At 66.8% G+C, this 21,761-nt stretch carries 31 protein-coding genes; 18 read left to right on the top strand and 13 right to left on the bottom strand.

Going from position 1 to position 21,761, the window contains the following annotated elements; translation table 11 throughout:
* Window positions 1-14 precede the first annotated feature (14 nt).
* The 11 genes from HNR25_RS19810 to HNR25_RS19760 all read left to right on the top strand — a co-directional run bounded on the left by HNR25_RS19810 (window position 15) and on the right by HNR25_RS19760 (window position 7,894).
* Window positions 15-1,541 (top strand): recombinase family protein, encoded by a 1,527-nt coding sequence (locus HNR25_RS19810; protein WP_184637579.1) that lies wholly within the window; start codon window positions 15-17, stop codon window positions 1,539-1,541.
* Window positions 1,542-1,787: 246 nt separating this feature from the next.
* On the top strand, window positions 1,788-2,054 hold the full coding sequence (locus tag HNR25_RS19805; protein WP_184637577.1) for a helix-turn-helix domain-containing protein: 267 nt from the start codon (window positions 1,788-1,790) through the stop codon (window positions 2,052-2,054).
* A gap of 144 nt (window positions 2,055-2,198) precedes the next feature.
* Complete coding sequence (locus HNR25_RS19800) at window positions 2,199-2,627, top strand: hypothetical protein (RefSeq protein ID WP_184637575.1); 429 nt, start codon at window positions 2,199-2,201, stop codon at window positions 2,625-2,627.
* Window positions 2,628-2,655: 28 nt separating this feature from the next.
* Window positions 2,656-2,967, top strand: coding sequence for a hypothetical protein (locus HNR25_RS19795; protein WP_184637573.1), 312 nt, complete (start codon window positions 2,656-2,658; stop codon window positions 2,965-2,967).
* Complete coding sequence (locus HNR25_RS19790; RefSeq protein WP_184637571.1) at window positions 2,964-3,338, top strand: hypothetical protein; 375 nt, start codon at window positions 2,964-2,966, stop codon at window positions 3,336-3,338. Before HNR25_RS19795 ends, HNR25_RS19790 begins: the two co-directional genes overlap by 4 nt.
* A 96-nt stretch (window positions 3,339-3,434) precedes the next feature.
* Entirely contained in the window at window positions 3,435-4,205 is a 771-nt protein-coding gene (locus tag HNR25_RS19785; protein WP_184637570.1) for a hypothetical protein, read from the top strand.
* Window positions 4,202-4,759 carry a hypothetical protein gene (locus tag HNR25_RS19780; protein WP_184637568.1) on the top strand — a complete coding sequence of 186 codons (558 nt, stop codon included), beginning with the start codon at window positions 4,202-4,204 and terminating at the stop codon, window positions 4,757-4,759. Before HNR25_RS19785 ends, HNR25_RS19780 begins: the two co-directional genes overlap by 4 nt.
* Before the next feature lie 92 nt (window positions 4,760-4,851).
* Window positions 4,852-5,745, top strand: coding sequence for a bifunctional DNA primase/polymerase (locus HNR25_RS19775; RefSeq protein ID WP_184637566.1), 894 nt, complete (start codon window positions 4,852-4,854; stop codon window positions 5,743-5,745).
* Complete coding sequence (locus tag HNR25_RS19770; protein WP_184637563.1) at window positions 5,745-6,779, top strand: AAA family ATPase; 1,035 nt, start codon at window positions 5,745-5,747, stop codon at window positions 6,777-6,779. Before HNR25_RS19775 ends, HNR25_RS19770 begins: the two co-directional genes overlap by 1 nt.
* Window positions 6,780-6,902: 123 nt before the next feature.
* Complete coding sequence (locus HNR25_RS19765) at window positions 6,903-7,175, top strand: hypothetical protein (RefSeq protein ID WP_184637561.1); 273 nt, start codon at window positions 6,903-6,905, stop codon at window positions 7,173-7,175.
* Window positions 7,175-7,894 carry a hypothetical protein gene (locus tag HNR25_RS19760; RefSeq protein WP_184637559.1) on the top strand — a complete coding sequence of 240 codons (720 nt, stop codon included), beginning with the start codon at window positions 7,175-7,177 and terminating at the stop codon, window positions 7,892-7,894. The genes HNR25_RS19765 and HNR25_RS19760 overlap by 1 nt, the downstream gene beginning before the upstream one ends.
* A gap of 84 nt (window positions 7,895-7,978) precedes the next feature.
* On the opposite strand, the gene HNR25_RS19755 is transcribed toward HNR25_RS19760, so the two are convergent.
* The 4 genes from HNR25_RS19755 to HNR25_RS19740 all read right to left on the bottom strand — a co-directional run bounded on the left by HNR25_RS19755 (window position 7,979) and on the right by HNR25_RS19740 (window position 11,055).
* The gene (locus tag HNR25_RS19755) at window positions 7,979-8,488 is read right to left on the bottom strand and encodes a hypothetical protein (RefSeq protein WP_184637557.1); all 510 of its coding nucleotides are present in this window, start codon (window positions 8,486-8,488) and stop codon (window positions 7,979-7,981) included.
* Entirely contained in the window at window positions 8,473-9,429 is a 957-nt protein-coding gene (locus tag HNR25_RS19750; protein ID WP_184637555.1) for a phosphotransferase family protein, read from the bottom strand. Before HNR25_RS19750 ends, HNR25_RS19755 begins: the two co-directional genes overlap by 16 nt.
* A complete protein-coding gene (locus HNR25_RS19745) occupies window positions 9,419-10,168 on the bottom strand; it encodes a hypothetical protein (protein ID WP_184637553.1) in 750 nt (249 codons plus the stop codon). Before HNR25_RS19745 ends, HNR25_RS19750 begins: the two co-directional genes overlap by 11 nt.
* A 365-nt stretch (window positions 10,169-10,533) precedes the next feature.
* Window positions 10,534-11,055 carry an ATP-binding protein gene (locus HNR25_RS19740; protein WP_246464598.1) on the bottom strand — a complete coding sequence of 174 codons (522 nt, stop codon included), beginning with the start codon at window positions 11,053-11,055 and terminating at the stop codon, window positions 10,534-10,536.
* 198 nt (window positions 11,056-11,253) lie between these two features.
* Between HNR25_RS19740 and HNR25_RS19735 the strand changes: the two genes are divergently transcribed.
* Both HNR25_RS19735 and HNR25_RS19730 read left to right on the top strand, forming a co-directional pair.
* On the top strand, window positions 11,254-12,108 hold the full coding sequence (locus HNR25_RS19735) for a helix-turn-helix domain-containing protein (RefSeq protein WP_184637549.1): 855 nt from the start codon (window positions 11,254-11,256) through the stop codon (window positions 12,106-12,108).
* 34 nt (window positions 12,109-12,142) lie between these two features.
* Window positions 12,143-12,421 (top strand): DUF397 domain-containing protein, encoded by a 279-nt coding sequence (locus HNR25_RS19730; protein ID WP_184639566.1) that lies wholly within the window; start codon window positions 12,143-12,145, stop codon window positions 12,419-12,421.
* A 1,125-nt stretch (window positions 12,422-13,546) separates the two neighbouring features.
* Here the strand turns inward: HNR25_RS19730 and HNR25_RS19725 are convergent.
* From HNR25_RS19725 to HNR25_RS19690, 8 genes are all read right to left on the bottom strand, one after another.
* Window positions 13,547-13,780 carry a hypothetical protein gene (locus HNR25_RS19725; RefSeq protein ID WP_184637547.1) on the bottom strand — a complete coding sequence of 78 codons (234 nt, stop codon included), beginning with the start codon at window positions 13,778-13,780 and terminating at the stop codon, window positions 13,547-13,549.
* Window positions 13,780-14,250: a hypothetical protein gene (locus HNR25_RS19720; RefSeq protein WP_184637545.1), complete on the bottom strand. Its 471-nt coding sequence runs from the start codon at window positions 14,248-14,250 to the stop codon at window positions 13,780-13,782. Before HNR25_RS19720 ends, HNR25_RS19725 begins: the two co-directional genes overlap by 1 nt.
* The gene (locus HNR25_RS19715; RefSeq protein ID WP_184637542.1) at window positions 14,247-14,672 is read right to left on the bottom strand and encodes a hypothetical protein; all 426 of its coding nucleotides are present in this window, start codon (window positions 14,670-14,672) and stop codon (window positions 14,247-14,249) included. The genes HNR25_RS19720 and HNR25_RS19715 overlap by 4 nt, the downstream gene beginning before the upstream one ends.
* Window positions 14,665-15,132, bottom strand: coding sequence for a hypothetical protein (locus HNR25_RS19710; RefSeq protein WP_184637540.1), 468 nt, complete (start codon window positions 15,130-15,132; stop codon window positions 14,665-14,667). The genes HNR25_RS19715 and HNR25_RS19710 overlap by 8 nt, the downstream gene beginning before the upstream one ends.
* 89 nt (window positions 15,133-15,221) lie before the next feature.
* Complete coding sequence (locus HNR25_RS19705; RefSeq protein WP_184637537.1) at window positions 15,222-15,575, bottom strand: hypothetical protein; 354 nt, start codon at window positions 15,573-15,575, stop codon at window positions 15,222-15,224.
* A gap of 283 nt (window positions 15,576-15,858) precedes the next feature.
* Entirely contained in the window at window positions 15,859-16,014 is a 156-nt protein-coding gene (locus tag HNR25_RS19700; RefSeq protein WP_184637535.1) for a hypothetical protein, read from the bottom strand.
* A gap of 72 nt (window positions 16,015-16,086) precedes the next feature.
* Window positions 16,087-16,392 carry a hypothetical protein gene (locus tag HNR25_RS19695; RefSeq protein ID WP_184637533.1) on the bottom strand — a complete coding sequence of 102 codons (306 nt, stop codon included), beginning with the start codon at window positions 16,390-16,392 and terminating at the stop codon, window positions 16,087-16,089.
* A gap of 82 nt (window positions 16,393-16,474) precedes the next feature.
* Window positions 16,475-17,104 (bottom strand): hypothetical protein, encoded by a 630-nt coding sequence (locus HNR25_RS19690; RefSeq protein WP_184637531.1) that lies wholly within the window; start codon window positions 17,102-17,104, stop codon window positions 16,475-16,477.
* A 436-nt stretch (window positions 17,105-17,540) separates the two neighbouring features.
* On the opposite strand from HNR25_RS19690, the gene HNR25_RS19685 reads away from it, so the two are divergent.
* The 5 genes from HNR25_RS19685 to HNR25_RS19665 are packed head-to-tail and all read left to right on the top strand — an operon-like array spanning window position 17,541 to window position 20,587.
* The gene (locus tag HNR25_RS19685) at window positions 17,541-18,236 is read left to right on the top strand and encodes a ParB/RepB/Spo0J family partition protein (RefSeq protein ID WP_184637529.1); all 696 of its coding nucleotides are present in this window, start codon (window positions 17,541-17,543) and stop codon (window positions 18,234-18,236) included.
* On the top strand, window positions 18,233-18,784 hold the full coding sequence (locus HNR25_RS19680) for a P-loop-containing protein (RefSeq protein WP_184637528.1): 552 nt from the start codon (window positions 18,233-18,235) through the stop codon (window positions 18,782-18,784). Before HNR25_RS19685 ends, HNR25_RS19680 begins: the two co-directional genes overlap by 4 nt.
* A complete protein-coding gene (locus HNR25_RS19675) occupies window positions 18,781-19,212 on the top strand; it encodes a hypothetical protein (protein ID WP_184637526.1) in 432 nt (143 codons plus the stop codon). Before HNR25_RS19680 ends, HNR25_RS19675 begins: the two co-directional genes overlap by 4 nt.
* The gene (locus HNR25_RS19670; RefSeq protein ID WP_184637524.1) at window positions 19,209-20,117 is read left to right on the top strand and encodes a hypothetical protein; all 909 of its coding nucleotides are present in this window, start codon (window positions 19,209-19,211) and stop codon (window positions 20,115-20,117) included. The genes HNR25_RS19675 and HNR25_RS19670 overlap by 4 nt, the downstream gene beginning before the upstream one ends.
* Window positions 20,118-20,131: 14 nt before the next feature.
* Window positions 20,132-20,587 carry a phage terminase small subunit P27 family gene (locus HNR25_RS19665; RefSeq protein ID WP_184637521.1) on the top strand — a complete coding sequence of 152 codons (456 nt, stop codon included), beginning with the start codon at window positions 20,132-20,134 and terminating at the stop codon, window positions 20,585-20,587.
* A gap of 492 nt (window positions 20,588-21,079) precedes the next feature.
* Here HNR25_RS19665 and HNR25_RS19660 read toward each other — a convergent pair whose 3' ends face one another.
* Window positions 21,080-21,730: a hypothetical protein gene (locus HNR25_RS19660; protein ID WP_184637519.1), complete on the bottom strand. Its 651-nt coding sequence runs from the start codon at window positions 21,728-21,730 to the stop codon at window positions 21,080-21,082.
* Window positions 21,731-21,761: the final 31 nt, after the last annotated feature.

Genomic DNA, 21,761 nt, shown 5'->3' with positions numbered 1-21,761 from the left:
AGTTGTTTACCGTTATGGCTAGTTTCAAGAGACGCGCCGTCACCCCCATTGACCTCGGAGGTCTGCCACTCGTCCCCTACGCCCGGATCAGCCGGGACGCCAAAGGGCGGGAGACAGGCGTCAATCGCCAGGACGAGGAGATGCGGTTCGCGTCCGAGGAACAGAAGGTGGCGCTGCTGGACAGGACCTTCAAAGAGAACGACATGTCCGCAGCCTGGGACGCGCCCGAGCGCCCCGTCTGGACCAAGGTCTTCGCGATGCTGGAGAGCGGGGACTACGGCGGGCTCGCGGTATGGGACGTGGATCGTGCGGTACGGGATGGATGGCTGGGAGAGTCGCTTATCCGCATGGTGCGCCAGCGCGGTTTTACCACCTTCCTCATCTGGTCGCCCGACGACCGCTATGACCTCGCGACCGACAAGGGGGTCACCGACTTCCGCGATGCGGTAAACCGCGCGGAGCGGGAGATCTTCCGGCTTCGCCGCCGTGTGAAAGTCACCATGCGCACCAAGGCCAGGCACGGGGAGATCCTTGGCGGGTCACCGCGCCGGTTCGGCTTCATCGATGTCTACGCCAACGAGCACCACCCTGCCGAGGCGGATGCGATGCGGCGTGCGGCGGCCTGGCTGCTGGACAAGAGCTGGACGGTCCGGCAGTGCCTGGAGAAGTGGGAGGAGGAGGGCATCCGGACCGTGACCAGCGTCTACAAGACAGGGAAGCGCAAGGGGCAGACCCGAGGCGGCCTGAACTTCGACCATGCCAAGTTCCGTGACGTGATGATGCGACCGATCAACGTCGGCGTCATCACCGCCGACGGCAAGTCTGTGGGAAGGCTGGAAGGCGATCCGATCTTCGACCAGCGGACCTATGACCGGTTGATTGCCTACTTCACGGCGCGTACGCGGGGCCGTCCGGTCCAGCCCGCGCGAGACAGCCTTCTCGGCGGTCTCCAGTTGGTCTGGTGCTCAGGGTGTCGTTCGACCATGACCGCTGGATGGGTCAAGGCGAGTCAGGGGCATCGGCGGCATACCTACCGGTGCAACTACAACGGGCAGGCGCCGCGACGGGCAGGCTGCTATCAGGTGATCACGGCATCCAACCTTGAAGCCATGGTCGTGGAGGCGACGCTGGCATGGTGGGCCGACCCGGATCGGGGAAAACGCGACGCGGCGATGCTTGCCACGATGACGTCCGAGCGCAAGCGGCTTGAGGAGCAGGTAGCCAACCTGGACGCGTCGGTCGACGCGCTGATGACCAAGATGGCTTCCGGAAGTCTGCCGGCGGACCGGTTCCAGACGACGTTGGACACTTTCACCGCGCAGCGCGCACCGCTCGCCACACGGTTGGAGGAGTTGCGTTCCGCCGATACCCAGGCTCATGCCGTCATCACCCCTGAGCGCGCCGCGCAGATGTGGGAAGCGGCCTCTCTAGAGGAACGTCAACACATGGTGACGGCTGCGATCCGCGAAGTATGGGTGCACAAGACGGGCAAGACTGGCAACCGGTTTGATCGCAGGCGCGTAACGGTCATCGCCGCCTAGTCAACCCAAATCGTTACGACAGTCATGTAAACCCTCATCAGGGCACAAACCAGACGAAGATGAATATTTTACCGAGCCCAGCGAGATACACCCGCTGGGCTCGAATGTCAGTAACAGAAGGTTTACAGACTCGGAAACCCCGCACGTCCGCGGCTTGCGAGCGCCTTAGTTAAAAGAGTGAACTATGGGATGCGAGGGACAAACGTCCAGTTCGCTTCTGGTGCGCAGGACACCAAGGAGGGCTTGATGGCGCATCCGTATGTTCATGTCCGATCACCCGACCTTTTCGCTGAGCTCATCCGCATCGCGGATGTCACCCGTTCTCAGCTTGCGCGTCGAGCGCACTGCTCCAAGGCCCACATCACGCTCATCTCTCAAGGCAAGCGCGGCTGCAACCCACGCGTCGCTTGGAGGATCGCCAACACGCTCGGCGCCACCGTCGATGAGCTGTTTACCGAGTCAAAGGAAGGCGAACCCGGTGGAGGAGACCCAACCAGCATCGTCGCAGCTTAGCGAATTACTTTCCCGCACTCCCATCACTGAGGAGACCTACAAACGGCGGGAACGAGCACTGGCCAAGCTGTCGCAGCTTCTCAGCGACACAGCCACTAGCGCAAGCCGTGTTGACGCCCCGCAACACGGCACAGGGGGGAACAGATGAACCTCGGCTACGCCGAATTCGCCGACACGCTCCTCACAGCGGCCAAGGAGCAGGATCAGCGCAGGGTCCATGCTGCGTTCGTCATGATCTACGCGCTCGACGGCGACGCCGGTATCCGAGCGATGCTCGGTACCGTCCTGGACCAGGCTACCGCAGGACTACCCGCACCCGAGGGGGACGACTTCTATACGTTGAGCGCGTTCGCGTTCACCCTCGGCAGCACTGCCACCTCCGAGTGCATCGACGAGATGCCCTATGAACTGGGGTGGTCACTGCGGATGATTTCGGCACGTCTCAACGGAGACACTGAGTCAATCGAGAGCCTGATCGCCTCGGCCCAGGCCGATGACCGGCTCTCGACGTGTTCGCTGACTCTCGCACTCGTGGCCGGCCAGACCTCCTATCAGGGGGTCGGACGTGAGTGAGTCGCACGCACCGGAGGTGACGGTCCCCATGGATGGCAGTGCATCGACCTCCGGACTGATCACCGAGCTCGCCGAAGCCGCGACCGTGCTCGCCGCCGCGCGGGCGCGCTATGCCGACGTCGAGGACCGCCTGCGTAAGGAGGTGGGCGAGCCCGAGGAGATCGGCGCACGCCTGGCGACGCTGCAAGGCCGCACGGTCGCGCGCTGGTCGGCCTATGAAGAGCGGCGCGTCAACACGAAAGCGTTGCGCGAGTCCTGGCCCGAGATCGCCGAGACGGTCACCGAGACTCGGTTGCGCACGCGCTTCACGGTGGAACTCCCGCAGGGAGTCGCCGCGTGAGCACCGCACGGAACAAGGGCACCAAGGCCGAGACCGCAGTCGTCCGCTTCCTGCGCGGCTACCTCGGGGTCTGGCTGCCGCACCTGATCGAGCTGATCGACCGGCACCCGCTACGCGGACGGAACGACGTAGGCGACATCCGAGGTGTTCCTTACACCGCAATTCAGGTGAAGAGCACCAAGCGGCTGGACATCGCCGGAGCGCTGGACTCAGCGCGATCCCAGGCGGCCGAGGCCGGAACCGACGTATACGCCGCTTGGATCAAGCGCCGCGGTGCGACCGATCCGGCGCGCTGGTATGTCGTCCTCGACGGAGAGGGGTTCGCGCGGCTGCTGCTGCACTACCTGACGGCGGAGGTGCGCGATGACTGAGCACCCTCCCCGCTGGGGTGCCTTCGCCGTGGCCTACGGCGCGGTCGTGCTCCTGGTATTCACAGCCTTCGCTGTCCTGCTTGCGAGGTGTGGCGTATGAGTGACCCCTTCACCACTCCGGCAGAAATCGGGAGCGCTCCCGACGGCGAGACCGCACTCGCTGTCGGCAAGGCCGATCCGGGGGTCGGCGAGTGGTTGCAAGAGGTGATCTGGTCGCGCTCGGCGAAGTCGCCGCGCAGCCTACAGCGGCGCCCCGGTCCCTCATCGCTGGGCACCGAGTGCGATCGGCAGTTGGCATACACACTCACGGGCAGGCGCCCTGTGAACCTGGAAGCCGACCCGTGGGCAGCGATCGTAGGCACGGCTGTCCACACCTGGATGGCGAACCTGTTCGACGCCCTGGACGGCGGAACCGGCCGCTACCTGATCGAGTACCCGATCACCTATCAGGGCGTGCAGGGCACTCCCGACCTCTACGACCGGCGGCGCCGCCTGGTCGTGGACTGGAAGACGTGCAAGCTCGACAAGTTGCGCACCATCCGCAAGCAGGGACCGCCGCGCGGCTACATCGTGCAGTCGCAGATCTATGCGGCCGGACTCACCGAGGCCGGTGAGGACCCGGCCGCGACGGCGCTGGTGTTCTTGCCCGTCGATGGTCGCCTGAGTGATCTGTACGTCTGGTCGGCCGGCGTCGAACCGAGCATCGCCGAATCCGCCCTCGCCCGGCTCAACTCGCTGGAGGGCACGGCTCCGGCCAAGGTCCCGGCGAAGCCGAGCCGATTGTGCCCGTGGTGCGACTTCTATCGCCCCGGCTCTACGGATTTGAGCGTCGGATGCCCCGGACCCAGCACAGAAAGGAAGACGTGACCATGACCGACCCCTTCGCTCCCCCGCCAACGCCGACGGCATCGACCGGCGTCAAGGCGGCTGACCTCCAGGGTCGTCTGCTGCTGATCCGCCCCCTGTCCCACGAGCCCGACGTTCTCACCATGTACGGCTCGAAGGAAGCCGTCCGCTGCACCATCGCCGAGTTGGACGGCCCGGACGCCGAAACCACGCACGAGGACGTGATGGTCTTCGGCAGAGGGCTGGTGGGCCAGCTCCGCGCCGCTCTGGACGGCGGTGTGGCAATGGTGCTCGGCAGGATGGGGCAAGGGCAGGCCAAGCCGGGGCAGAACGCACCGTGGCGCCTGCTGGACCCCACCGAGCAGGACTCGGCGACCGCACGCGCCTACCTGGCACGGCGCCCGAACCAGCAGCAGGCGCCGCCACCGGCCGCACCGCAACCGCAGCAGGCCGCGTCGCAACCGCAGCAACCGGCCGCGCCTCCGCAGCAGCCGCAGGCACCGGCCGTTCCGCAGCCTGCCCAGCAGAGCCCCTTCACGGCTGCGCCCCCGGCTTCTGACCAGCCACCGTTCTAGACCATCCCTGGATCGGGGGTCTCAGCGCTCTGGGGGCGCGCTGAGGCCCCCTTGTTCACGCATCCGACCGTGACGATGAAGGGGGACATCGCGTGGTTACACCGCAGCAGCAATGGGCCGACGCGCTTGTCCGCGCCGGATACCACCTGTTCCCATGCCAGCCGAACAGCAAAATCCCGGCATGCACGGGCGGCGTCACCGCCGCTATCAACGACCCGGAGGGGATCGCCGACCACTGGGCCGCTCACCCCGACCACAACATCGGCATCTCCTGCGGCGCCTCACACCTGGTCGTCGTGGACTGCGACCGTCCTAAGAGCGACGACTGGAGATGGCCGAGCGACTGGGCGAGCGTCGCCGGAGAATACTGGGATGGCACGGACGCCTACTGCTACCTGATCGAGCAAGCCGGACACGAGCTATCACGCGGCGACTTCGATCTGCTCGGCACCATGGTGGTGATGACGCCGTCGGGCGGCATGCACTTCTACTTCCAGGCGGCGCCGAACTTCGCCATCCGCAACTCCGCCGGTGTCCTCGCGCCGCTGATCGATATCCGTGCCGAGGGTGGTTACGTCCTCGGTCCCGGATCGACGGTGGGCGGACGCCCCTACGACTACCTCATCGACGCGCCCCCGGCCGCGATGCCGGGATGGCTCGGATACGCGCTACAAGGCGTCAACCAGCGCCGCCGCAGCCAAGACACGCGCCCCCCGGGAGCGACCCACTACCGGGGGGCGCCTCCCAACGCCACCTATGCGGAGCGTGCACTGGAAGACATGGCGCTCGCCCCCGACGGAGAGCGCCACGACACCTTCGTATCCCGGATCTTCCGCCTTGCCTTGGACGAGTCGAAAGGCACCGTCGATCTCACCGCACTGGAGCCGCGCATCCGCGACATCGGACGGTCCCAAGGCCGCACCGAACGCGAGATCACACAGGCCATCGCCTCCGGCCGCGCCAAGGCCGTCGCAGGGAGCCCGTGATGGCGCACATTCCCCGCGAAGACATCGAAGCGATCCTGCACGAGTACGCCGCCCAGGTCCGCGCCGAACGGCACCTCCAGGCGCGCGGGATCGCCGCGCGCATCATCCCGCGCTCAGGTCTTGCGCTATTGCCCGAACCCCGCCCACTGATCGAAGGCACTATCGATCAGCACTCCGTCGTGCTCCTCGCCGGCCCCTGGGGAAGCGGCAAGAGCTTCATCGCATTGGACTGGGGTGCGCGCATCTCCACCGGTCTGGCCTGGCAGACCCGCCCCATCCAGGAAACCGGTACGGTTCTCTACGTCGCCGCCGAGGGTGCCTACGGGCTCAAGCGCCGCATCGACGCCTGGGAGTACGCCTGGCGAACCAAGCTCACCGATGACGGGTTCATGATTCTGACCCGGCCGGTGAATCTGCTCTCGCCCGGCGAGGTCGCCGAGCTGTGCGAGCAGGTTCGCGAACACGGCATCGCCCACGTCATCGTCGATACCCTCGCCCGGTGCCTGGTCGGCGGCGACGAGAACAGTGCGCGCGACATGGGCATGGCCGTGGACGCCCTTTATGAGATCCGCGAGGCCACCGGCGACGGCGGGACCGTTCTCGCCATTCACCACACTGGGAAAGATCGACAGACGATCCGCGGCTCCTCCGCGCTGGAGGCCGGAGTGGACACGGTCTATCAGACCGAGGGCGACGGCCGGTTGATCCAGCTCAAGCGCACCAAACGCAAGGACGGACCCGTTGACGACCTCGTGCGGCTGTCCCTCAACCCGGTAGCCGACTCAGTCGTCGTCGCCTCCCAAAACGGGGTGGGAATCAGCCGTTCGGAGGACACGGTTGTTTCCCTGCTTCACTCCCACTTCTCCAACTTGGAGGCCCCGACGACACGCACTCTCATGGACGTGTCGGGAATGCCGCAGTCCAGCTTCTATCGGGTGCTGAACGGTCTGGTCACCAAGGGCACGGTCGTCTTCGAGAAGGACGGCCGCAGCACCCGTGTCCGCCTCGCCGAGGACGCCGACACCCGCCCGTGATTCCCACATTCCCAACGTTTCCCTCCCGCCGTCGCCCATTCCCACCCACCGCCCCCCCTCTTTAGAGGGGGCGGGGGGATGGACCGGGGAGAGGACCGGAACGGTCACCGCAAGGAGGCCACCGTGCTCGACACCGCACCCGTCCGCACGCGATGCCGCCGCTGCCAGACGCACGTCCTCGAAGGCTGGATCGAAGGCGTCTACTCCCGGATCGCCCCCGAGACCTACCCGGCCGACGCCGCCGCCTGGTCGCTGGTCTCCAGCCACGACGTGTACCGCGTCCGCGAGACCACGCGTCGTGTGATCCTCACCCGGATCGTGAACCCCGACGAGATTACGCCCGAGTACCGCTACGTCCTCGGCCACATCTGCCCGGCCGCGAAAGCGAGCGCCTGATGTCCTGCACCATTCGCGACGCCTGTGACGGCGCCCGACCCGACGACCTGTTCTGTGACGCCTGCGTGAGCACCGTCGTGGACACGCTGCGCGAGGCTCCGGCTCTGCTGCGGCTTCTCGAAGCCGAGACTCCCAAGACGCTCGCCCGTCCGACCGATGCCCCGGTCACCCGGTCCGGGTTCGGCTCCTCGACGCCGGCGAGCGAGCACTTCATCGACCTCACCGCCGCCATCACCGACGCCGTGGCCGACTGGTCGGCTCTGACCGGGCGTCCGGCCGCTCGCACCGTCGCGGGCATCGCGTCGGCGGCCTCACGGTTGGCCGCGCGTCCGCACCGCCACCTCGCCGCGTTGGGTGCTCTCGGTGCGGCGCGCGCGCTTCTGCGTGCAGTGCGGTCCGCGCGCCGCGCGCTCGCCCTAGCTGTCGAGCCGCGACAACTCGGCATGCAGTGCCCGGGATGCGGGACACGGGGCCTGACTCAGCTCACCGAGGACGGCCCTGTCTCCTGCGACTATTGCGACGCAGAGTTCCCGCCGAACGGCCGACCGGATGCGGCGCCTTCAGTGGAGAACACCTTCACTGGCGAAGTGGAGGGCGAGGTCACCCAGACCGGCCACGGCGGCGAGGACTCCGCCCAGAGCGTTCGCAACTCCGTCTCGGGCACCGTGAGGGGCAGGGTCGTGCAGGCCGGGAACGTCAGCGGCGGCATCCGGCTCTGAAGACAACGGAACGCGGAGTTTTCCTCGGTCTACCGAAGTCGCCCCGCGTTCCGCGATCATTGCACCGGCGAGGAGCCCATCAGGCTACGGTGCCTGATGGGTCGCTGCCTGTTCGGTCTCGGATTCCCGTTGGTCCGCACTGAAAAGGACACCTACCAACTCGCTGAGCTGCGAGCGAGGAAAGTGAAGCTGCGCCGCGTCGGCGAGTTCGGCTCCACCGCCCTCGTCCTCGGGGAACATGTAGACGATGTTCATCCACGCCTCAGGGTGGGTCCAGCGCCGCACGCGATGAGCGAACGCGGGATGCTCGCCCAGAATGGCCACGAGTGCCTTGGCGTCGTCGTTCGGCATCTTCAGCCACACGTAGCCACGGTAGAAGTCGGCGTGGCGTTGCCGGTCCTGAGCCGAGGTCGGCGACCGGTGCCCGTTGTCTCCGATCGCTTCGCCGTGGTCTTGGCAGCATCCGAGGGTGCTGAGACCCAAAGACCACAGGGCTCGCATCAGGGGCACGAGTTCGGCATCGATGTCGGCCTCTCCGCCGTCAGGTAGGACGAGGCGTTCAACAGGATGGATCTGCATCAGTCCGTCAGGCACTCGACCACTTCCTTCAGATGGACACGGATCATGTCTTGGATTCCGGCGTCGTCGGCGGGGTCAGCGATCCACCGCACGGTCCCCTCAAGGAACCATTCGATGATCCACATCTTGTCCCAGCCACCTGCCCAGACGTGCGCGGGGAGGTCGCCCCGCGCGTGCGCAGCTTCCGGCGGACCACCAGCGGCGATGTAGGCGTCGATCAGCGAGGAGACGGCACCGAGGTCAAGCGGCTCTGAAGTGCCTTGCCAGGACACGAGGTCCAAGAGCCCTGGACCGGTGTAGGAGCGTGCCCAATCAAGGATCTTCCGGCCGCTGTTACCGATGTGGATCGACGTGGGGTGGAACTCCGAGTGGCACAAGCCGAACGGCGGTTCCTCAGCTCCCCTCGCGCGACGGTCAGCGACACGGGCGATCTTTTCGAGGTCGTCCTTGATGTCGCCCGCCTCGTCCGGTCCCCAGCGACCGGCTTCCCGCAGGTCGCCGATCCAGGCCAGCGTCTTTTCCGGGAGTCGGGACAGTGCGGCGCTGTCCAAGACGGTCCGGCCGGGTACGCCAGGACACATGTGGATCTGTACAGCCGTCTGCGCGGCGTCTTCGAGCGTGGGGGCACGCAGTTCAGGGCCAAGATCCTCCAACAGCATGAGAACACTGCCGTCCGCTTGGGCGTAGTCGGCGAGCAGTCGCGGAACGGGTACGCCGTTCTCCGCCACATGCGTCAGGGCATCCCTCTCGTCGAAATCCCCGATCGCGTACTTGAGGACGACCGTCTGTCCGTCGTCCAGCCGGAGCCGCTCAACGCCGGATTGCTCCCAGACGCGGATGTCCTCACGTCCCACGATCGATTGGTCGATCTGGGGCTCCAGGGTTGACCGCAGCGTCTGCGTCGAGGGGCGGGCGACTTCCGCCGCCCGCCCCTGTTCGTCGGTACTACTTGGCACAGTCCCTTACCTTCTGGATCCACTCGTCGCGGAAGTCGCCCAGTTCTGTTCGGAACCGGTCGATGTCGGCTCCGAACGGCACGACGGCGCCTCCGGCCATGTTCTTGTAGACGCTCGACTGGCAGCCGTGAACCAGCCGTCCGCCGAGAGCCGTGTGCGCCTTCACCTGCTCGATACGGCGCGGTTCGTTGAACCATCCACCGTGGTATAGCTCGTCCACGAGTTCAGCATCCGTTTCGGTGGCGTCGTAGACGACCCGGCACGCTTCGCCGAACATCCAGGCAGGGCTGACGTTGGAGATGTGGCCGTCCTGCTCGACCCGGTTCAGGCTCATGACCGTACCCATCTCGCGAAGCATCCGCAGGTGCTTCTCGCCAACGCCCATCCGTTGCAACGAGGGGTCTTCCAAGTGTTCGCTGCGGAACAGGTAGGAGTAGACCTCCCAGGCGACGGACAGCACTTCGGCGGCGTCGGACGTGGTCCGGCCGTGGTCTCGCAGGTAGTCCAACGCCATCTGCTCGATGGTGGTGTCATCCGTTTCCCGCGCGCTGAGGACGTCGTTGCGGACGCCTTCCCAGTCGCAGACCGTCCACGTGGAGCTCTCGTTCCGGAAGAAGAACTCGCCGGGGTCGATGATGAGGAGTGTGCCTACGGCTGTGACTCCAGGCAGGCGGTTCCACCCTTGGTTGAACGCCGAGGGGAGGTCGACGCTGATGGTCTCGGCTATGACTCCGGTCATAATCACTTCTCCTTCGTGTTCTCCGGTCAGGTTGTTCCTGGCGGAAGTTCCAAGCAGCAAGGGACGCGCAGACACGCGGTGACTCAGAAGGTGTCGGCTCCGGGACGCCGGAGGTCTGGTCGGCATGGGTCATAGGGGTCCATGCCGGCTGCGACATGCCTCTCCGTGGTGTGGATGTGGTCGAGGAGCCGCTGCGGTGTCGGGGCTGAGAGCGGGCGGACGGTCGAGGGGCCGCGATAGAAGGCCCAGAAAGCGTGTGATCCCGGACCCCACATGACGAGCCAGCGAGGCCCGAGGTCGCGCTGAAGGTGATAAGCGATCCGGTAGTGATCGGCGTCTTGTCCGACGTCCCACGCCATGGCACATCACCCGTGGTGGCTCGGATTGCGGTCGAAGAGAGCCCACACGGTGAGGGGATCGCCGGGGTTCCCCTCCCATCCCCAGCGGCGGCTGACCGCTTCGACGAGGGACAATCCGCGCCCGGCTTCCTCAATGTCTTCGATGCATGTGGGGCGCGGTTCCGGAAGAGTGACGGGCCGTTCCGGCCGCAGCCCCTGGTCAGTGACGGCCAATCGCATATTGCCGGTCAGCCGGGTGATGTCGATCCGAACGCGACCTCCGGGAAGCCCTGATGCAGTGTGTTTGATCGCGTTCGTGTAGATCTCCGACAGCGCCAGCAGGATCGGGTACGCGCGGTCATAGGCGAGGCCGGTCGTCCGCCAGCACCAGCTTCGAGCGAGCTTGATCTGGTCGCGCTCGTGACCGAAGAAGACGCTGCTCAGATCGGGGTTGGTCGCCGGAATCCGGTGCGGCAGCGACAAGCGCGTCTTCGCAGGCGCAGAGCCGTTGACCCCCGGATTCTCGTGTTGCTCGGCCGCTAGCGCCATGTCGATCACCCCTGCCTGAGATCAGTGTCTGGACGGCTACTCGCCCGTCCAGTTGCGTCCGCTTCGACCCAAAGACGCCTGTGTGCGGCGATCAGCGGCCGATGACGTCTGCCTTTCGCTAGGATGCATGTTCCACAACACTGATGCAATAGATTCGATGCAACATGTCATCGGCAAGGAACGTGTATCGTCCGTGGCATGGGCAAGCACATACCGACAGTGCGCACCCGTCGTCTCACGGGTGAGCTGCGCAGACTTCGCGAGAAGTCAGGCATGACCTGGGAATCGGTAGCCGAAGAGATGGGCTGGTCGGCGTCCAAGGTCTACCGCATCGAGGCTGACAAGGTCCGCGTCCTCGTCCGCGACGTCAAGCGCCTGCTGAGCCTGTTCAGCGTCGAGGGAGAGGAGCGGGAAGCGCTGCTGGAACTGGCGAAGAAGGCCAGCGAGAAGGGATGGTGGCACCAGTACGACGGCGCTATCCCCGAGTGGTTCCAGTTCTACGTCGGCTTGGAGAACGAGGCATCAGCCGTACACGAGTATCAGCTCTCGCTTGTCCCTGGGCTTCTACAGACTGAGGCCTACATGCGGGCGATCTTGTCCACCGCCCCGGTGACCGACAGCGACGATGGGATCGACCGGCAGGTCGCCGTCCGTCTGGCACGCCAGGCGCGGGTCACGGCCCAGGAGCCCGTGACCCTCTGGATCGTGCTCGACGAAGGCGTCATCAGGCGGCTCGTCGGAGGCCGCGCAGTCATGCGGGAGCAGATCGAGCACTTGATCGCGATGGGCGAGCTCCGCAACGTCACCCTCCAGATCTGCCCCTTCAACAAGGGTGAGCACGCCAGCATGCTGGGGTCATTCAAGATCCTCCAGTTCCCTCAAGACGAGGATCCGGACGTCGTGTACCTGGAGGAGCAGACCGGAAGCCTCTACGTGGAGAAGCTTGAGGAAGTTCGCCGGTATAGCCTGATGTTTGACCACCTGCGCGAGAAGGCCATCAGTGGCCCGGAGTCACTGTCCATGCTCAAGCAGGCGGCGAAGGAACTCCAGTGAACCAACCAGCGATAAGAGAGTGCGGGTGTCCCTGATGGACCTGTCCCGTGCCCAGTGGCGGAAGAGCCGCCGCAGTGGGAACAACGGCGGCGACTGCGTGGAGGTAGCTGCCGCCGAGGGCCGAGACGCGGCAACGGCGAACAAGGCTGACGAAGAGATCGTCTTCGCTGTCCGAGATTCCAAGAACCCGGACCGGCCGGCTCTGGCCTTCACCCGAGCCGAGTGGGATGCGTTCGTGGAAGGTGTCAAGGACGGCGAGTTCGACTCTGAGAAGCTGCTCGCCGCCATGCGAAACTCGGCGCTGGTCGGCTAGCCAGACACGACGAGCGCCGGTTCTGGGGACGATTATGTTCGCAGGCGGGTTACACCAGTCTCTTTGAGCCCCTGAGCCCCACTGGTTCAGGGGCTCCGGCATGCTCAGCGGCTCCTAACCTGTAGTGAACGAAAGCGTTCAGATGGGAGTGAGAGCGTGGTGGGGCGTCCGGCGACGGGGCAGGCGCCGACTCAGCACGTTCGCGCCGAGAACGACCTGTGGTACGGCGCTAAGGACCGCGCGGAGCGGCAGTTCGGACCGAGGACGTTTCCTTGGCTGGTCCGAACGCTGCTGGAGGCGTACAACCGGGGCGAACTGGTCATTGACGCCGAGGGGCGCGTCTCCGTGGTTCAGGAGGGCGAGGACGATGCGGATGGGTAGGGCTCATCGCCGGCTGCTGCGGTGGGAGGAGATCGAGGAGAAGCACGGGGTCCGGCGGAACACGTTGAAGTCGTGGGTTCGTCGCGGGTATCTGAGGTCGCGTGCTCGCCAGGGGCGGGCGTATCTGTACCTTGAGGCCGACGTGCTTCGCTGTCAGCGCGACCGCGACGCGGGGACCGCCCCGTTGCGCGCAACCCGGTGACTGTGCAACTATCCTGAATCCAGGCTGGAGGTTCTGTACCTCCGGCCGTTTCTGTTTCTGGGGCGCCTCGCGGCCGAGCGGCCGGGGGCGCCTTGTGCTGTGCAGGGCGGTGGTCGCGATGCCCTACCGGCAGTGGCCGTACTGCACAACGCCCGGTTGCGGCAACCGCACCTCGGGCGGGCGCTGTAAAGCCTGCCTGGCGCGCGCCGACGCCGCACGGGGCACGCCTACCCAACGCGGCTATACGAGCCGCTGGCGCGGTTTTGCGGCGTCGTACTTGCGGCGCCATCCCTGGTGTGTGCGGCCGGGGTGCGGTCGGGCGGCGACCGAGGTGGACCACATCGACGGCCGGGGTCCGAACGGTCCGCGCGGCTACGACGAGGCCAACCTTCGGCCGTTGTGTCACGACCACCACAGCGCGCGCACCGCGCGCGACCAGCCGGGCGGCTGGTGGGCCGAGCGCCGCAACGGCGCAGCTTAGGTGACCAACACAGCAACGCCCCGACCGCACCATGGGCGCGGCCGGGGCAGGGTTGGGGCGGTTAGTGTTCTGCGGCGTTCTGCTGCCAGCGTCGCAGGGATACGGCCATCATCACGGCACTGGCCTCGTCAAGCCGGAAGACCAGCTCGCCGCCGTTCAGGACGGCACGGGCGGCGCTCTCGGCATGGCTCAGTGGCAGAGTGATCTCACCGCATGCACCGTCCGAGAGGACGAGCGTGAACGTCGCCGAGTTCCCCGCCTCGTTGATGCGCACCCGGTCGAGTGAGACTGTCATCAGCTCTCCAGCCTCTCGGGAGCGCCGGGGTGGCACTCGAAGAACCCTTCGTGCGCAGCGCGGATCTGCTGCTCCGCGAGCCGGTAGAACTCCTCTCCGAGCCCCGGACGCGCCTTGCGGAGGTCGAGCATCGCCCGATGGGCAAGCCGGTCTTTGGCGCGTTTGACCACGAGCCGCTTGCACGGCGCGCAGGCTGCCCAAGCGCTGTCGTCCTTGTGGACGAAGGACGCCTCGTCGGTGACGGTAAGCATCTCGAACGCCCCTCGCGTGACAAAGCGCCACGGCGGGTTGAGCGCGGAGCAGAAGTCGCAGCGCTTGACGGCTTCGGCAAAGGAACCGGGAGCGGGTACGGGATCGTGGTCGGCATCGGAGCGGTGAATCAGCTCCCATGAGACCTCCCCGCCGTTCTTCCATTCGATCGCGGTGATCAGCTCGTCGCAGACGACGCAGGTGGCGATCAGCTCGGTCATCGGACACCTCCCTGCGACTGCCCGCGCTCGCGTTCCCAGCGGCCCCACGAGAAGGGGCGCCGATGGTGTGGCAGCAGCGGCTCGCCTTCGGGTGGAAGGTCGTCCGGGCCGACGGGCATGCCGTGTCGCCAGTGCCAGGCGGCGATCTCATCGAGCGCGGCGTTGCGGTCGTGAGCGGTGTCGAACGCGCGGACCTCGATGTCGCCCTCGGTGTAGGTGGCCATTCCGTAGAGGGGTTCGGCCGGGTCGCTGTAGACGCAGGCGATGACATAGGGCCAGTCGCCCAGATCCCAGCCGTGAAGCCCCCATGCCGGAACGAAGCGCCATCCGTCGCTCAGCTCGTCCATCCAGTCGTAGCCGTCGCCGACGTCGCGCGCCGGGAGTTCGGGCAGGCGCAGAAGCGGGTTACTCAGTTCAGGCACGGGTGGCTCCGTTCTGCTTGTCGGCCATTCCGGGAATGCACTCGAAGGCGGCTGCGGGCGACCAGTGCAGATCCCGCTCCACCACGGAGCGGACCCCCGCGAGGTGATGCAGATGGAGGATGGGATCCGAGGGGTGCGGCCCGATCGGGACGCTCAGCCACTCGATGTCGTTGAGGCTGAAGCGGGTGAGCACGGGGGCGCTGTCGTTCTCAATGCGCCGATAGCCGAATGCGTCCCAGCGGCCGGGGGCGTCCTTGCGCTGCCCGAGTTCGGCCACCCACCAGTCGATTCCGAAGCCGAAGTAGTGCAGGTGGATCATCACCAGCCAGTCGGGCGTCTCCTCCTGGTCGAACAGGCCGGGGATGTCGATCAGCTCCTCGTCGGGCGGCAGGAACGCGTGTCCGCGCCGCTCGCTCTGCGTCTCGGTCATCCGCGCGAGCGGATGGGGTGTGTCGTACATTGAGAGGTGCTTCCTTCCTGAAGCGATTCGGGTTGGAGCGGCGCCCCGGCCGGAGCGGATTGGTAGTCGGTGTCCGGCCGGGGCGGTCGTCATCGGCGCCGGTCCCCTTCACGGGGGTCGGCGTCGATGCGTTCGGGGGCCGCGTCCTCGTCGGAGCACGGCGGGTAGTGGTAGTTCAGGGCGTTGAGCACGGCGGCTTCGATGGACTCGTGGAAGCCGGTCTCACCGGCGATGCCGTGCGAACCGATCACGTAGTAGCCGCTGCCGCGAAGCTGGCGATGCACCTGAGACCAGCGGCCATCCAGCGTGGTGAAGTCCGCGAATCTGAGGTTCCGCGTATTGATGCTGAACATGGACGAGCGGTAGATCGTCAGAACTCCGCGGTCGTCCGGATCGTGCAGGGCCGTGGCGTCGCGGATGACGCGGGGAAGCTGTTCGTGCATCAGGCTGCCTTTCTGTAGGAGGCTCGGCCGCATCGGGCGTGACCGCATCCCGAGCACGGTGCTCCGCGCTTGCAGGAGCAGCCGCACGGGCCGATGACGGGCGGGGACGGGAGCTTCCAGGCCGACCAGTCGATATCGGCGCTGCTGGGGCCGAAGTCGCTCCACGACCACGACCGCGCGCTGGTGTGGACGTTCGGCGCCGGTTCGGTGCGGCGCGGCTCGGTGAAGCGGCGCCGGATTCGCCGCACGATCTCAGCGAGCCGGCGTCGGGAATCAGCGGCCATCAGATCCACCCCGCTTCGCGCAGCGGGGAGACGCACCCTTCGGGGCATCCGCCGTCCGGTTCGATCAGGTCGCCGCACGGGCAGACCAGATCTCCGAGCGCGGTCACGTCCCACCCTGCGGGGAGGAGGTCGCGCAGCGTTTCCTCGTGGTTCATGTCCTGCCTTTCTGTGGTCGGTGGAATCGCCCCGCCCCCCGTTGAACGGGGCGGCGCCGATCGGCGGAAGCGCTAGTGAGCGCTTCCGGGCATGAGGGAGCAGAAGGTCGTGAACGCGGTGTTGATGGCGTGCTCGACCTGTTCCAGAGCGGGGTCGTCGGCGCGGTCGGAGGGGCCGATGATCACCGCGTAGCGGGGAACCCAGGTGAAGGATTCGTCCAGGTGGTTGTCGTTGACGTAGGCGACGAACATCCGGGCGAACTGCTCCAACAGCGCCTCGTCGGGGTCGCCCGCGACGCTGCGTCGCAGGCAGCGGATCAGGTGGTCGTGCGCGAGCGCGTAGCCGGTGCGCAGCGCGTAGCCACGGTCAGAGAACAAGACCACGACTTTCCTCCTGTCATCTGGTGATGGGATGAATCGGAGGCGGGGGGCGGCACGAACCGCCCCCCGCCCGATTGGGTTACTTGCCCTTGGTGGCGGCGTCAGCGTTGACGATCTTGCACTTGTCGCACCACTCGTTGCTGACCTTGGAGTCCTTGTACGCGGCGCCGTAGGTCTCGTGGAACGCCGTCTTCTCGTGGGTCACGCAGTAGGCGGCGAAGTTGTACACCTTGCCGTCCTCGGTCTTGGGCTTGATGGATTCGACCGGGGCGTCGGGGGCGGTCAGCTCCAGCACCTGGACGCGGCTACCCGTGGCGCGGCGCGTGCGGTCCTTGCGGATGTAGGTGGTCGGTTTGGCCGCGCGCGCCGCCTTGGGCTTGGTCTCGGCGGCCGGGGCGGTCGCTCCCTCCGTCTTCTTGGGGGCCGCCTCCTTGCTCTTGCTGGCCGCGTCGCCCTTGCTGGGCTGAGCCGGAGTAGTGGCCTCGGCGGCGGCGTCGACCTGCTCCTTGGTGACGTCGGGAAGACCGGGGATGTTGGCGCTCTGCTTGGCGTCCTGCTTGACGGCCGGAGTCTGCTCGGTGGCGGGCTCCGGCTTCGGGGCGGGGGTCTGCTGCGTGGTGTTCACGTTGCCCTTCTGGTTGGCGGTCTTGGCCGGAGCCGCCTTGCGCGTGCGGGTCGGGGCGGTGGTCTTGCCGGTGTTGGCGGCCATGTGGTGCCTCCCTGGGCTGTTGCCGTTTTTGCGTACGCATAAATGCTATGGGTGATGGTCGCCACATCCAACGGACCGCCCATCGGCGACAACGTGACACCTCCCCAGGCCACCGGAGATCGCCCGCGCGTCCAATTGACCAGCATGTTTTACCAAGCCGTTATAAAACGGTGCAGGGTCGCCCAGGTCGCTCCCGCTGTAGGCGCGCCTGCCGGACCGGCCGCACCACACCCGACCATCCATCACCGCGCGTGACCACCGAGGCGTCTGCTCGCCTGCTGGGCTCCGCCGCGCTCCGCCCTGGCCACTCGCCGGGGGCGGGGAACCACCCCCGGCCGCATCCAACAGAAGCCCGGCGGCCAGGGCCGGGCACACGCGCCACGGTTTCGTCCGAAAAGTTGGGGCGTCGCCCCTGCTGTTCAAGGGGGTCAGCCGCATGATCGCGGACCAGAAGTACGAACTCGTGCCGATCGGCAAGCTCGAACCGCACCCCGACAACCCGCGTCGCGGCGACACCGGGGCGATCGCCGAGTCGATCGAGCACAACGGGTTCTACGGCGCGGTGATCGCACAGAAGTCCACCGGCCGCATCCTCGCGGGCAACCACCGCTGGAAAGCGGCGAAGACCCAGGGCGAGAAGAAGGTGCCCGTCCTGTGGATCGACGTGGACGACGACCGCGCACGCAAGATCCTGCTCGCCGACAACAAGACCAACGATCTGGCCACCTACGACGAGAAGGCTCTGCTCGCGCTCCTCGATGACGTGGGCGCCGACGCCTCGGCACTGGCCGGAACCGCCTACTCGGTAGACGACCTGGAAGATCTGGCCGTGCGCGTCGGTGAAGTGCCGACCTCCGAGCCCGCGCCGATCCATCCCGACTACGCCGAGAGCGAGGAGGAGGAGCACGAGCGCACCGCCAACCTCGGCGCGAACACCGGCTCGGCGTCGGGACTGCGCGATCTCGTCGTGGTGCTGCCCCTGGATGAGCACGCCGCAGCGGTCGAGCGCATCAGCGAACTGCGCGAAGCCGCCGACGCCGAGGCGTCCTCGGGAGAGATCGTGCTCGCCGCTCTGCGCGCCGCCGAGCCCGAGGCGATGCGCGCGCATCTGCATCTGCGAGACGCGGCGTGACCCGGCTCGTCTACCTGATCGGTGAACCGGGAGCAGGCAAGTCGACCACGATGGCCGCGCTCACCGCGCGCTGCGATCGCATCGGCCGCCGCGCCCCGTTCGCTCACGATCTGCTCGTTCGCTCACGCGAAGTGGTCGCGGTCGAGCTCGGCCGGCGTCGAGCGCGCTTCCCTGGAACCGATGCGCTCGCACTCTCGGTGGAACCGTCCGCGCGCTCCTGGCTGCCCAGCTCGCCCGTCCCGCTGGTTCTGGCCGAGGGCGATCGGCTCGCCACGGCCGGGTTCCTCGGCGCCGCCGAGGCGGTCGGGTTCGCCCCGACCCTCGTGTGGTGCCGACCGCCCGCCGAGGTCGCTGCTCAACGACGCCGAGCCCGCGGCTCCGCCCATGAACCGTCGTGGGTTCGCGGCCGTACGACGAAGGCGCGGCGCCTGGCCGCGCTCGCCGAGGCGCGCGGATGGCCGGTCATCACCGACGCCTGCACCGACGCGCCGCAAGAGATCGGTGCGCGTCTGGCCGCCCGCGTCCCCGAACTGGAGGCTCTGACATGACCCGAGGAAGCCGCCGCTTCCTGCTCGTGCGCGAGGCCGATGAGACCGGCGTCAGCGGCACCGGCGCCGTCGCCGAAGGCGTGCGGTTCTCGGATGGAACCGTTGCGGTGCGCTGGATGAGCGAGTATGCCTCGACCGTCTTCTGGCCCGACATCGACACGGCGTTTGCCGTCCACGGACACGACGGCGCGACGCGGCTGGAGTGGCGCGACCCCGCCGACGGGGCCGGTCGGCTCCCGGATGTGATCCGCGTCGTCCGCGCCGGCGACGAAGCGCAGGTGATGGTCGATGACGTTGCCTTCCCGTGGTTCATCGCCCGCGACTCGGTCTCGACGTTCGTGCGCGCCGACGAGCTACCGGCCGTCGCCGTCGAACTGGTCTGCAAGCGGCTGGAAGTCACATCCGATGTGGAGAAGGGCGCGGCATGATCGAACTTCGCCTACGCAACCGCGCGCATCCCACCACCGTTCAGGCACACGAGGGGCGGTTGCCTACTGACGAGTCCTACGGGCTTCTGCTGACCCAACCCGCACGGGTGCTGATGCCTGATGGACGGCCGCTGTGCATATACCTGCCCGGCCACCTGCGGCCGGTGCTGGAGAAGCATCCCGACATCTACGACGTGCTGCACGGTCTGCGCTCGCAGCGCACCGACAACCGCGGACTCGCCTCCGGCACGCGGCGCGTGAAGATCCCCGGCCAGACGCGGACCCGAGCGCGCAACGTGTCCTCGGCGATCGTCGGGTCCATGGACCCCTCCGGGCAGCAGCGCTACTGTCGGCTGACCGCCTGGACCGGGGAGCACCTTCCGCGCTTCCGCCAGCTCGCGCCACTGCTGGAGTCGATGAGTACGGCCCTGGCCGAGCACGTACCCGACCGCTACGAGGCCCAGGCCGAACGGGTCGCGGCGACCCATCCCGACTGGATCGTGCCGGGGACCGTGTTCTCCACGGTCACCGTCAACAACTCCTACCCGACCGGCGGACACAAGGACGCCGGGGATCTGGCCGAAGGGTTCTCCACCCTCGCGGTACTACGCCGAGGCGACTACTCCGGCGGCCGTCTGGTGTTCCCCGAGTACCGCGTCGCCGCCGACATGGACGAGGGCGATCTACTCCTCATGGACGCCCACCAGTGGCACGCCAACACGGCGATGACATGCCCGCACGGCGCGAAGAACGATCAGATGCTCAGATGCTGCGGCGCCGAGCGGATCTCGGTCGTGGCCTACTACCGCGAACGGATGAACGCCTGCGGCTCCGCCGAGGAAGAGCAGAACAAGGCGATCGCCGCCGCTGAGCGCCGCAACGCACGCACCGCGCAGAAGGGCTAACGCAGAGGGGGCGCATGATGGGCCGTCGCGGACCGCCGCCCAAACCGACCAATCTCCGGGTCCTGCACGGAGAGCGCCCCTACCGCATCAACGAGGACGAGCCTCAGCCTTCCCCCGGCCTTCCAGAGGTCCCAGCCGAACTGGACGAGGCCGGCCGGGCGATCTGGGAACACGTCGTCGCCGAACTGGACGCGATGGGGCTCATCCACCGCACCGACGCCCACCAGCTTCACGCCTACGTCGAAGCCGTGCGACTGCACGCTCAGGCTTCTGCGATGGTGCAGAAGGCCGGACCGCTGATCAAGGACCGCGACGGTGCGCTACGCACGAACCCGGCCGTCCGCATCCAGCGCGAGGCCGCGCGGACCATGCTCGCCTTCGCCCGCGAGTTCGGCCTGACCCCGGCCGCGCGCGTCCAGCTCACGACTGAGCGGGTCGCCGAGGACCATGCGGCGCGGCTACTGGGATGACTCCAGCATGCGCGTTCTGCGCACACTCGCGTAGCCGGTCTGGTCTACGTAGACCAGACCCCCACCTTGCCCAGGTCATGGATAGCCGCGAGGATGCGCCACTGCCCATCGGCCAACCGCCCCGTTTCATATGCGTGCTTGGCCAACGGAAACTCGGCAGTGCGGTTCGTCCCCACGCGAGCGGGGCGTTTTTTTCGATTGAGGGGGGTGCGCGGGTCCGAAAAAACAACTGCCGCCGCCGCGAACGCAGCGCTTGAGGCGACCATCGCGACTTGGAAGGGGCTCGGCCAATCATTGAACCCGGCACAGGCTGCGGTGATCGCTCCCGCAGCCGTGAGCACGGGCACGGTCCAGCGCCAGGAGCCATCTGAGGACGGCTGCGCTGCTCTACGACGACCTCGTTTACCCACGCACTGGAGCCTACATGGCTTCATGGACGCGTCTACTAGTTACTCTGCGGATGGCCAGACCAAGACACAGGATCGGGCTCTATCAGAGCCGCCGCAGGTTAATCTCGTCCAGGATGCCTTCGAGGCGCCGGTTATTGACGGGCTCCTTCTCGATGTCACGACGCAGGTACGAGCGCACGACCGACCTGAACTGACCCTCAGCTTCATGCAGTGCCCGCTGTCGCGAGTCGTAGAGACTGCTTTCGAATTGACAGCAGCAATCGGCTAGTTCTAACGCGGCAACCTGCATCCGAGCTGCCGCCTCACTGACTTCGACATCCGCGATCAACGACAGCTTCGAGTTGATCTCCTGGAACTTATGTGCGTAGTCCGACAAGGTCGTCTCATATGAGCGGAACCAGGCAACCTCCCCAGCGGTGATGAGGCCGTCAACTCCCTCGTCCGGGAGGTCTCCCATATGGAGATGCCCGGCGCGCGCGAGCGCAGCCCTACGTTTACGAGAGCGAATCCAGTACCCAGCTTTGCCTGTATGCGCCCTGTCCGCTAGAGCGTCGGTCTCCTGTAGCAGTGAATGAGCTAGCTCGAAGCTCAGGTCGTTCCACCGGCGCTGATCGTCAGCAGTCCGCCGATCACGTTCGTTCCTACGGGCGATGGCCTGGGTGACGATGGCCGCCGCCAGAGTGCCCGCAACTCCGATGAACGCGGTGAGCACTTGAACCAGCTCTGAGGACATAGCTCCAGACGCTAACGGATCCCACTGACGC

The sequence above is a fragment of the Streptomonospora salina genome (genome assembly GCF_014204715.1).
In the GTDB taxonomy this organism is placed as follows: Bacteria; Actinomycetota; Actinomycetes; order Streptosporangiales; family Streptosporangiaceae; genus Streptomonospora; species Streptomonospora salina.
This window is presented reverse-complemented; position numbering and strand designations above follow the sequence as displayed.

Coding starts and splice junctions, on each gene's coding strand:
- HNR25_RS19810 (WP_184637579.1), top strand. CDS start 15: ATGGCTAGTTTCAAGAGACGCGCCGTCACCCCCATTGACCTCGGAGGT.
- HNR25_RS19805 (WP_184637577.1), top strand. CDS start 1,788: ATGGCGCATCCGTATGTTCATGTCCGATCACCCGACCTTTTCGCTGAG.
- HNR25_RS19800 (WP_184637575.1), top strand. CDS start 2,199: ATGAACCTCGGCTACGCCGAATTCGCCGACACGCTCCTCACAGCGGCC.
- HNR25_RS19795 (WP_184637573.1), top strand. CDS start 2,656: ATGGATGGCAGTGCATCGACCTCCGGACTGATCACCGAGCTCGCCGAA.
- HNR25_RS19785 (WP_184637570.1), top strand. CDS start 3,435: ATGAGTGACCCCTTCACCACTCCGGCAGAAATCGGGAGCGCTCCCGAC.
- HNR25_RS19770 (WP_184637563.1), top strand. CDS start 5,745: ATGGCGCACATTCCCCGCGAAGACATCGAAGCGATCCTGCACGAGTAC.
- HNR25_RS19760 (WP_184637559.1), top strand. CDS start 7,175: ATGTCCTGCACCATTCGCGACGCCTGTGACGGCGCCCGACCCGACGAC.
- HNR25_RS19745 (WP_184637553.1), bottom strand. CDS start 10,168: ATGACCGGAGTCATAGCCGAGACCATCAGCGTCGACCTCCCCTCGGCG.
- HNR25_RS19740 (WP_246464598.1), bottom strand. CDS start 11,055: ATGGCGCTAGCGGCCGAGCAACACGAGAATCCGGGGGTCAACGGCTCT.
- HNR25_RS19735 (WP_184637549.1), top strand. CDS start 11,254: ATGGGCAAGCACATACCGACAGTGCGCACCCGTCGTCTCACGGGTGAG.
- HNR25_RS19730 (WP_184639566.1), top strand. CDS start 12,143: ATGGACCTGTCCCGTGCCCAGTGGCGGAAGAGCCGCCGCAGTGGGAAC.
- HNR25_RS19725 (WP_184637547.1), bottom strand. CDS start 13,780: ATGACAGTCTCACTCGACCGGGTGCGCATCAACGAGGCGGGGAACTCG.
- HNR25_RS19720 (WP_184637545.1), bottom strand. CDS start 14,250: ATGACCGAGCTGATCGCCACCTGCGTCGTCTGCGACGAGCTGATCACC.
- HNR25_RS19710 (WP_184637540.1), bottom strand. CDS start 15,132: ATGTACGACACACCCCATCCGCTCGCGCGGATGACCGAGACGCAGAGC.
- HNR25_RS19705 (WP_184637537.1), bottom strand. CDS start 15,575: ATGCACGAACAGCTTCCCCGCGTCATCCGCGACGCCACGGCCCTGCAC.
- HNR25_RS19700 (WP_184637535.1), bottom strand. CDS start 16,014: ATGAACCACGAGGAAACGCTGCGCGACCTCCTCCCCGCAGGGTGGGAC.
- HNR25_RS19690 (WP_184637531.1), bottom strand. CDS start 17,104: ATGGCCGCCAACACCGGCAAGACCACCGCCCCGACCCGCACGCGCAAG.
- HNR25_RS19685 (WP_184637529.1), top strand. CDS start 17,541: ATGATCGCGGACCAGAAGTACGAACTCGTGCCGATCGGCAAGCTCGAA.
- HNR25_RS19675 (WP_184637526.1), top strand. CDS start 18,781: ATGACCCGAGGAAGCCGCCGCTTCCTGCTCGTGCGCGAGGCCGATGAG.
- HNR25_RS19670 (WP_184637524.1), top strand. CDS start 19,209: ATGATCGAACTTCGCCTACGCAACCGCGCGCATCCCACCACCGTTCAG.
- HNR25_RS19665 (WP_184637521.1), top strand. CDS start 20,132: ATGATGGGCCGTCGCGGACCGCCGCCCAAACCGACCAATCTCCGGGTC.
- HNR25_RS19660 (WP_184637519.1), bottom strand. CDS start 21,730: ATGTCCTCAGAGCTGGTTCAAGTGCTCACCGCGTTCATCGGAGTTGCG.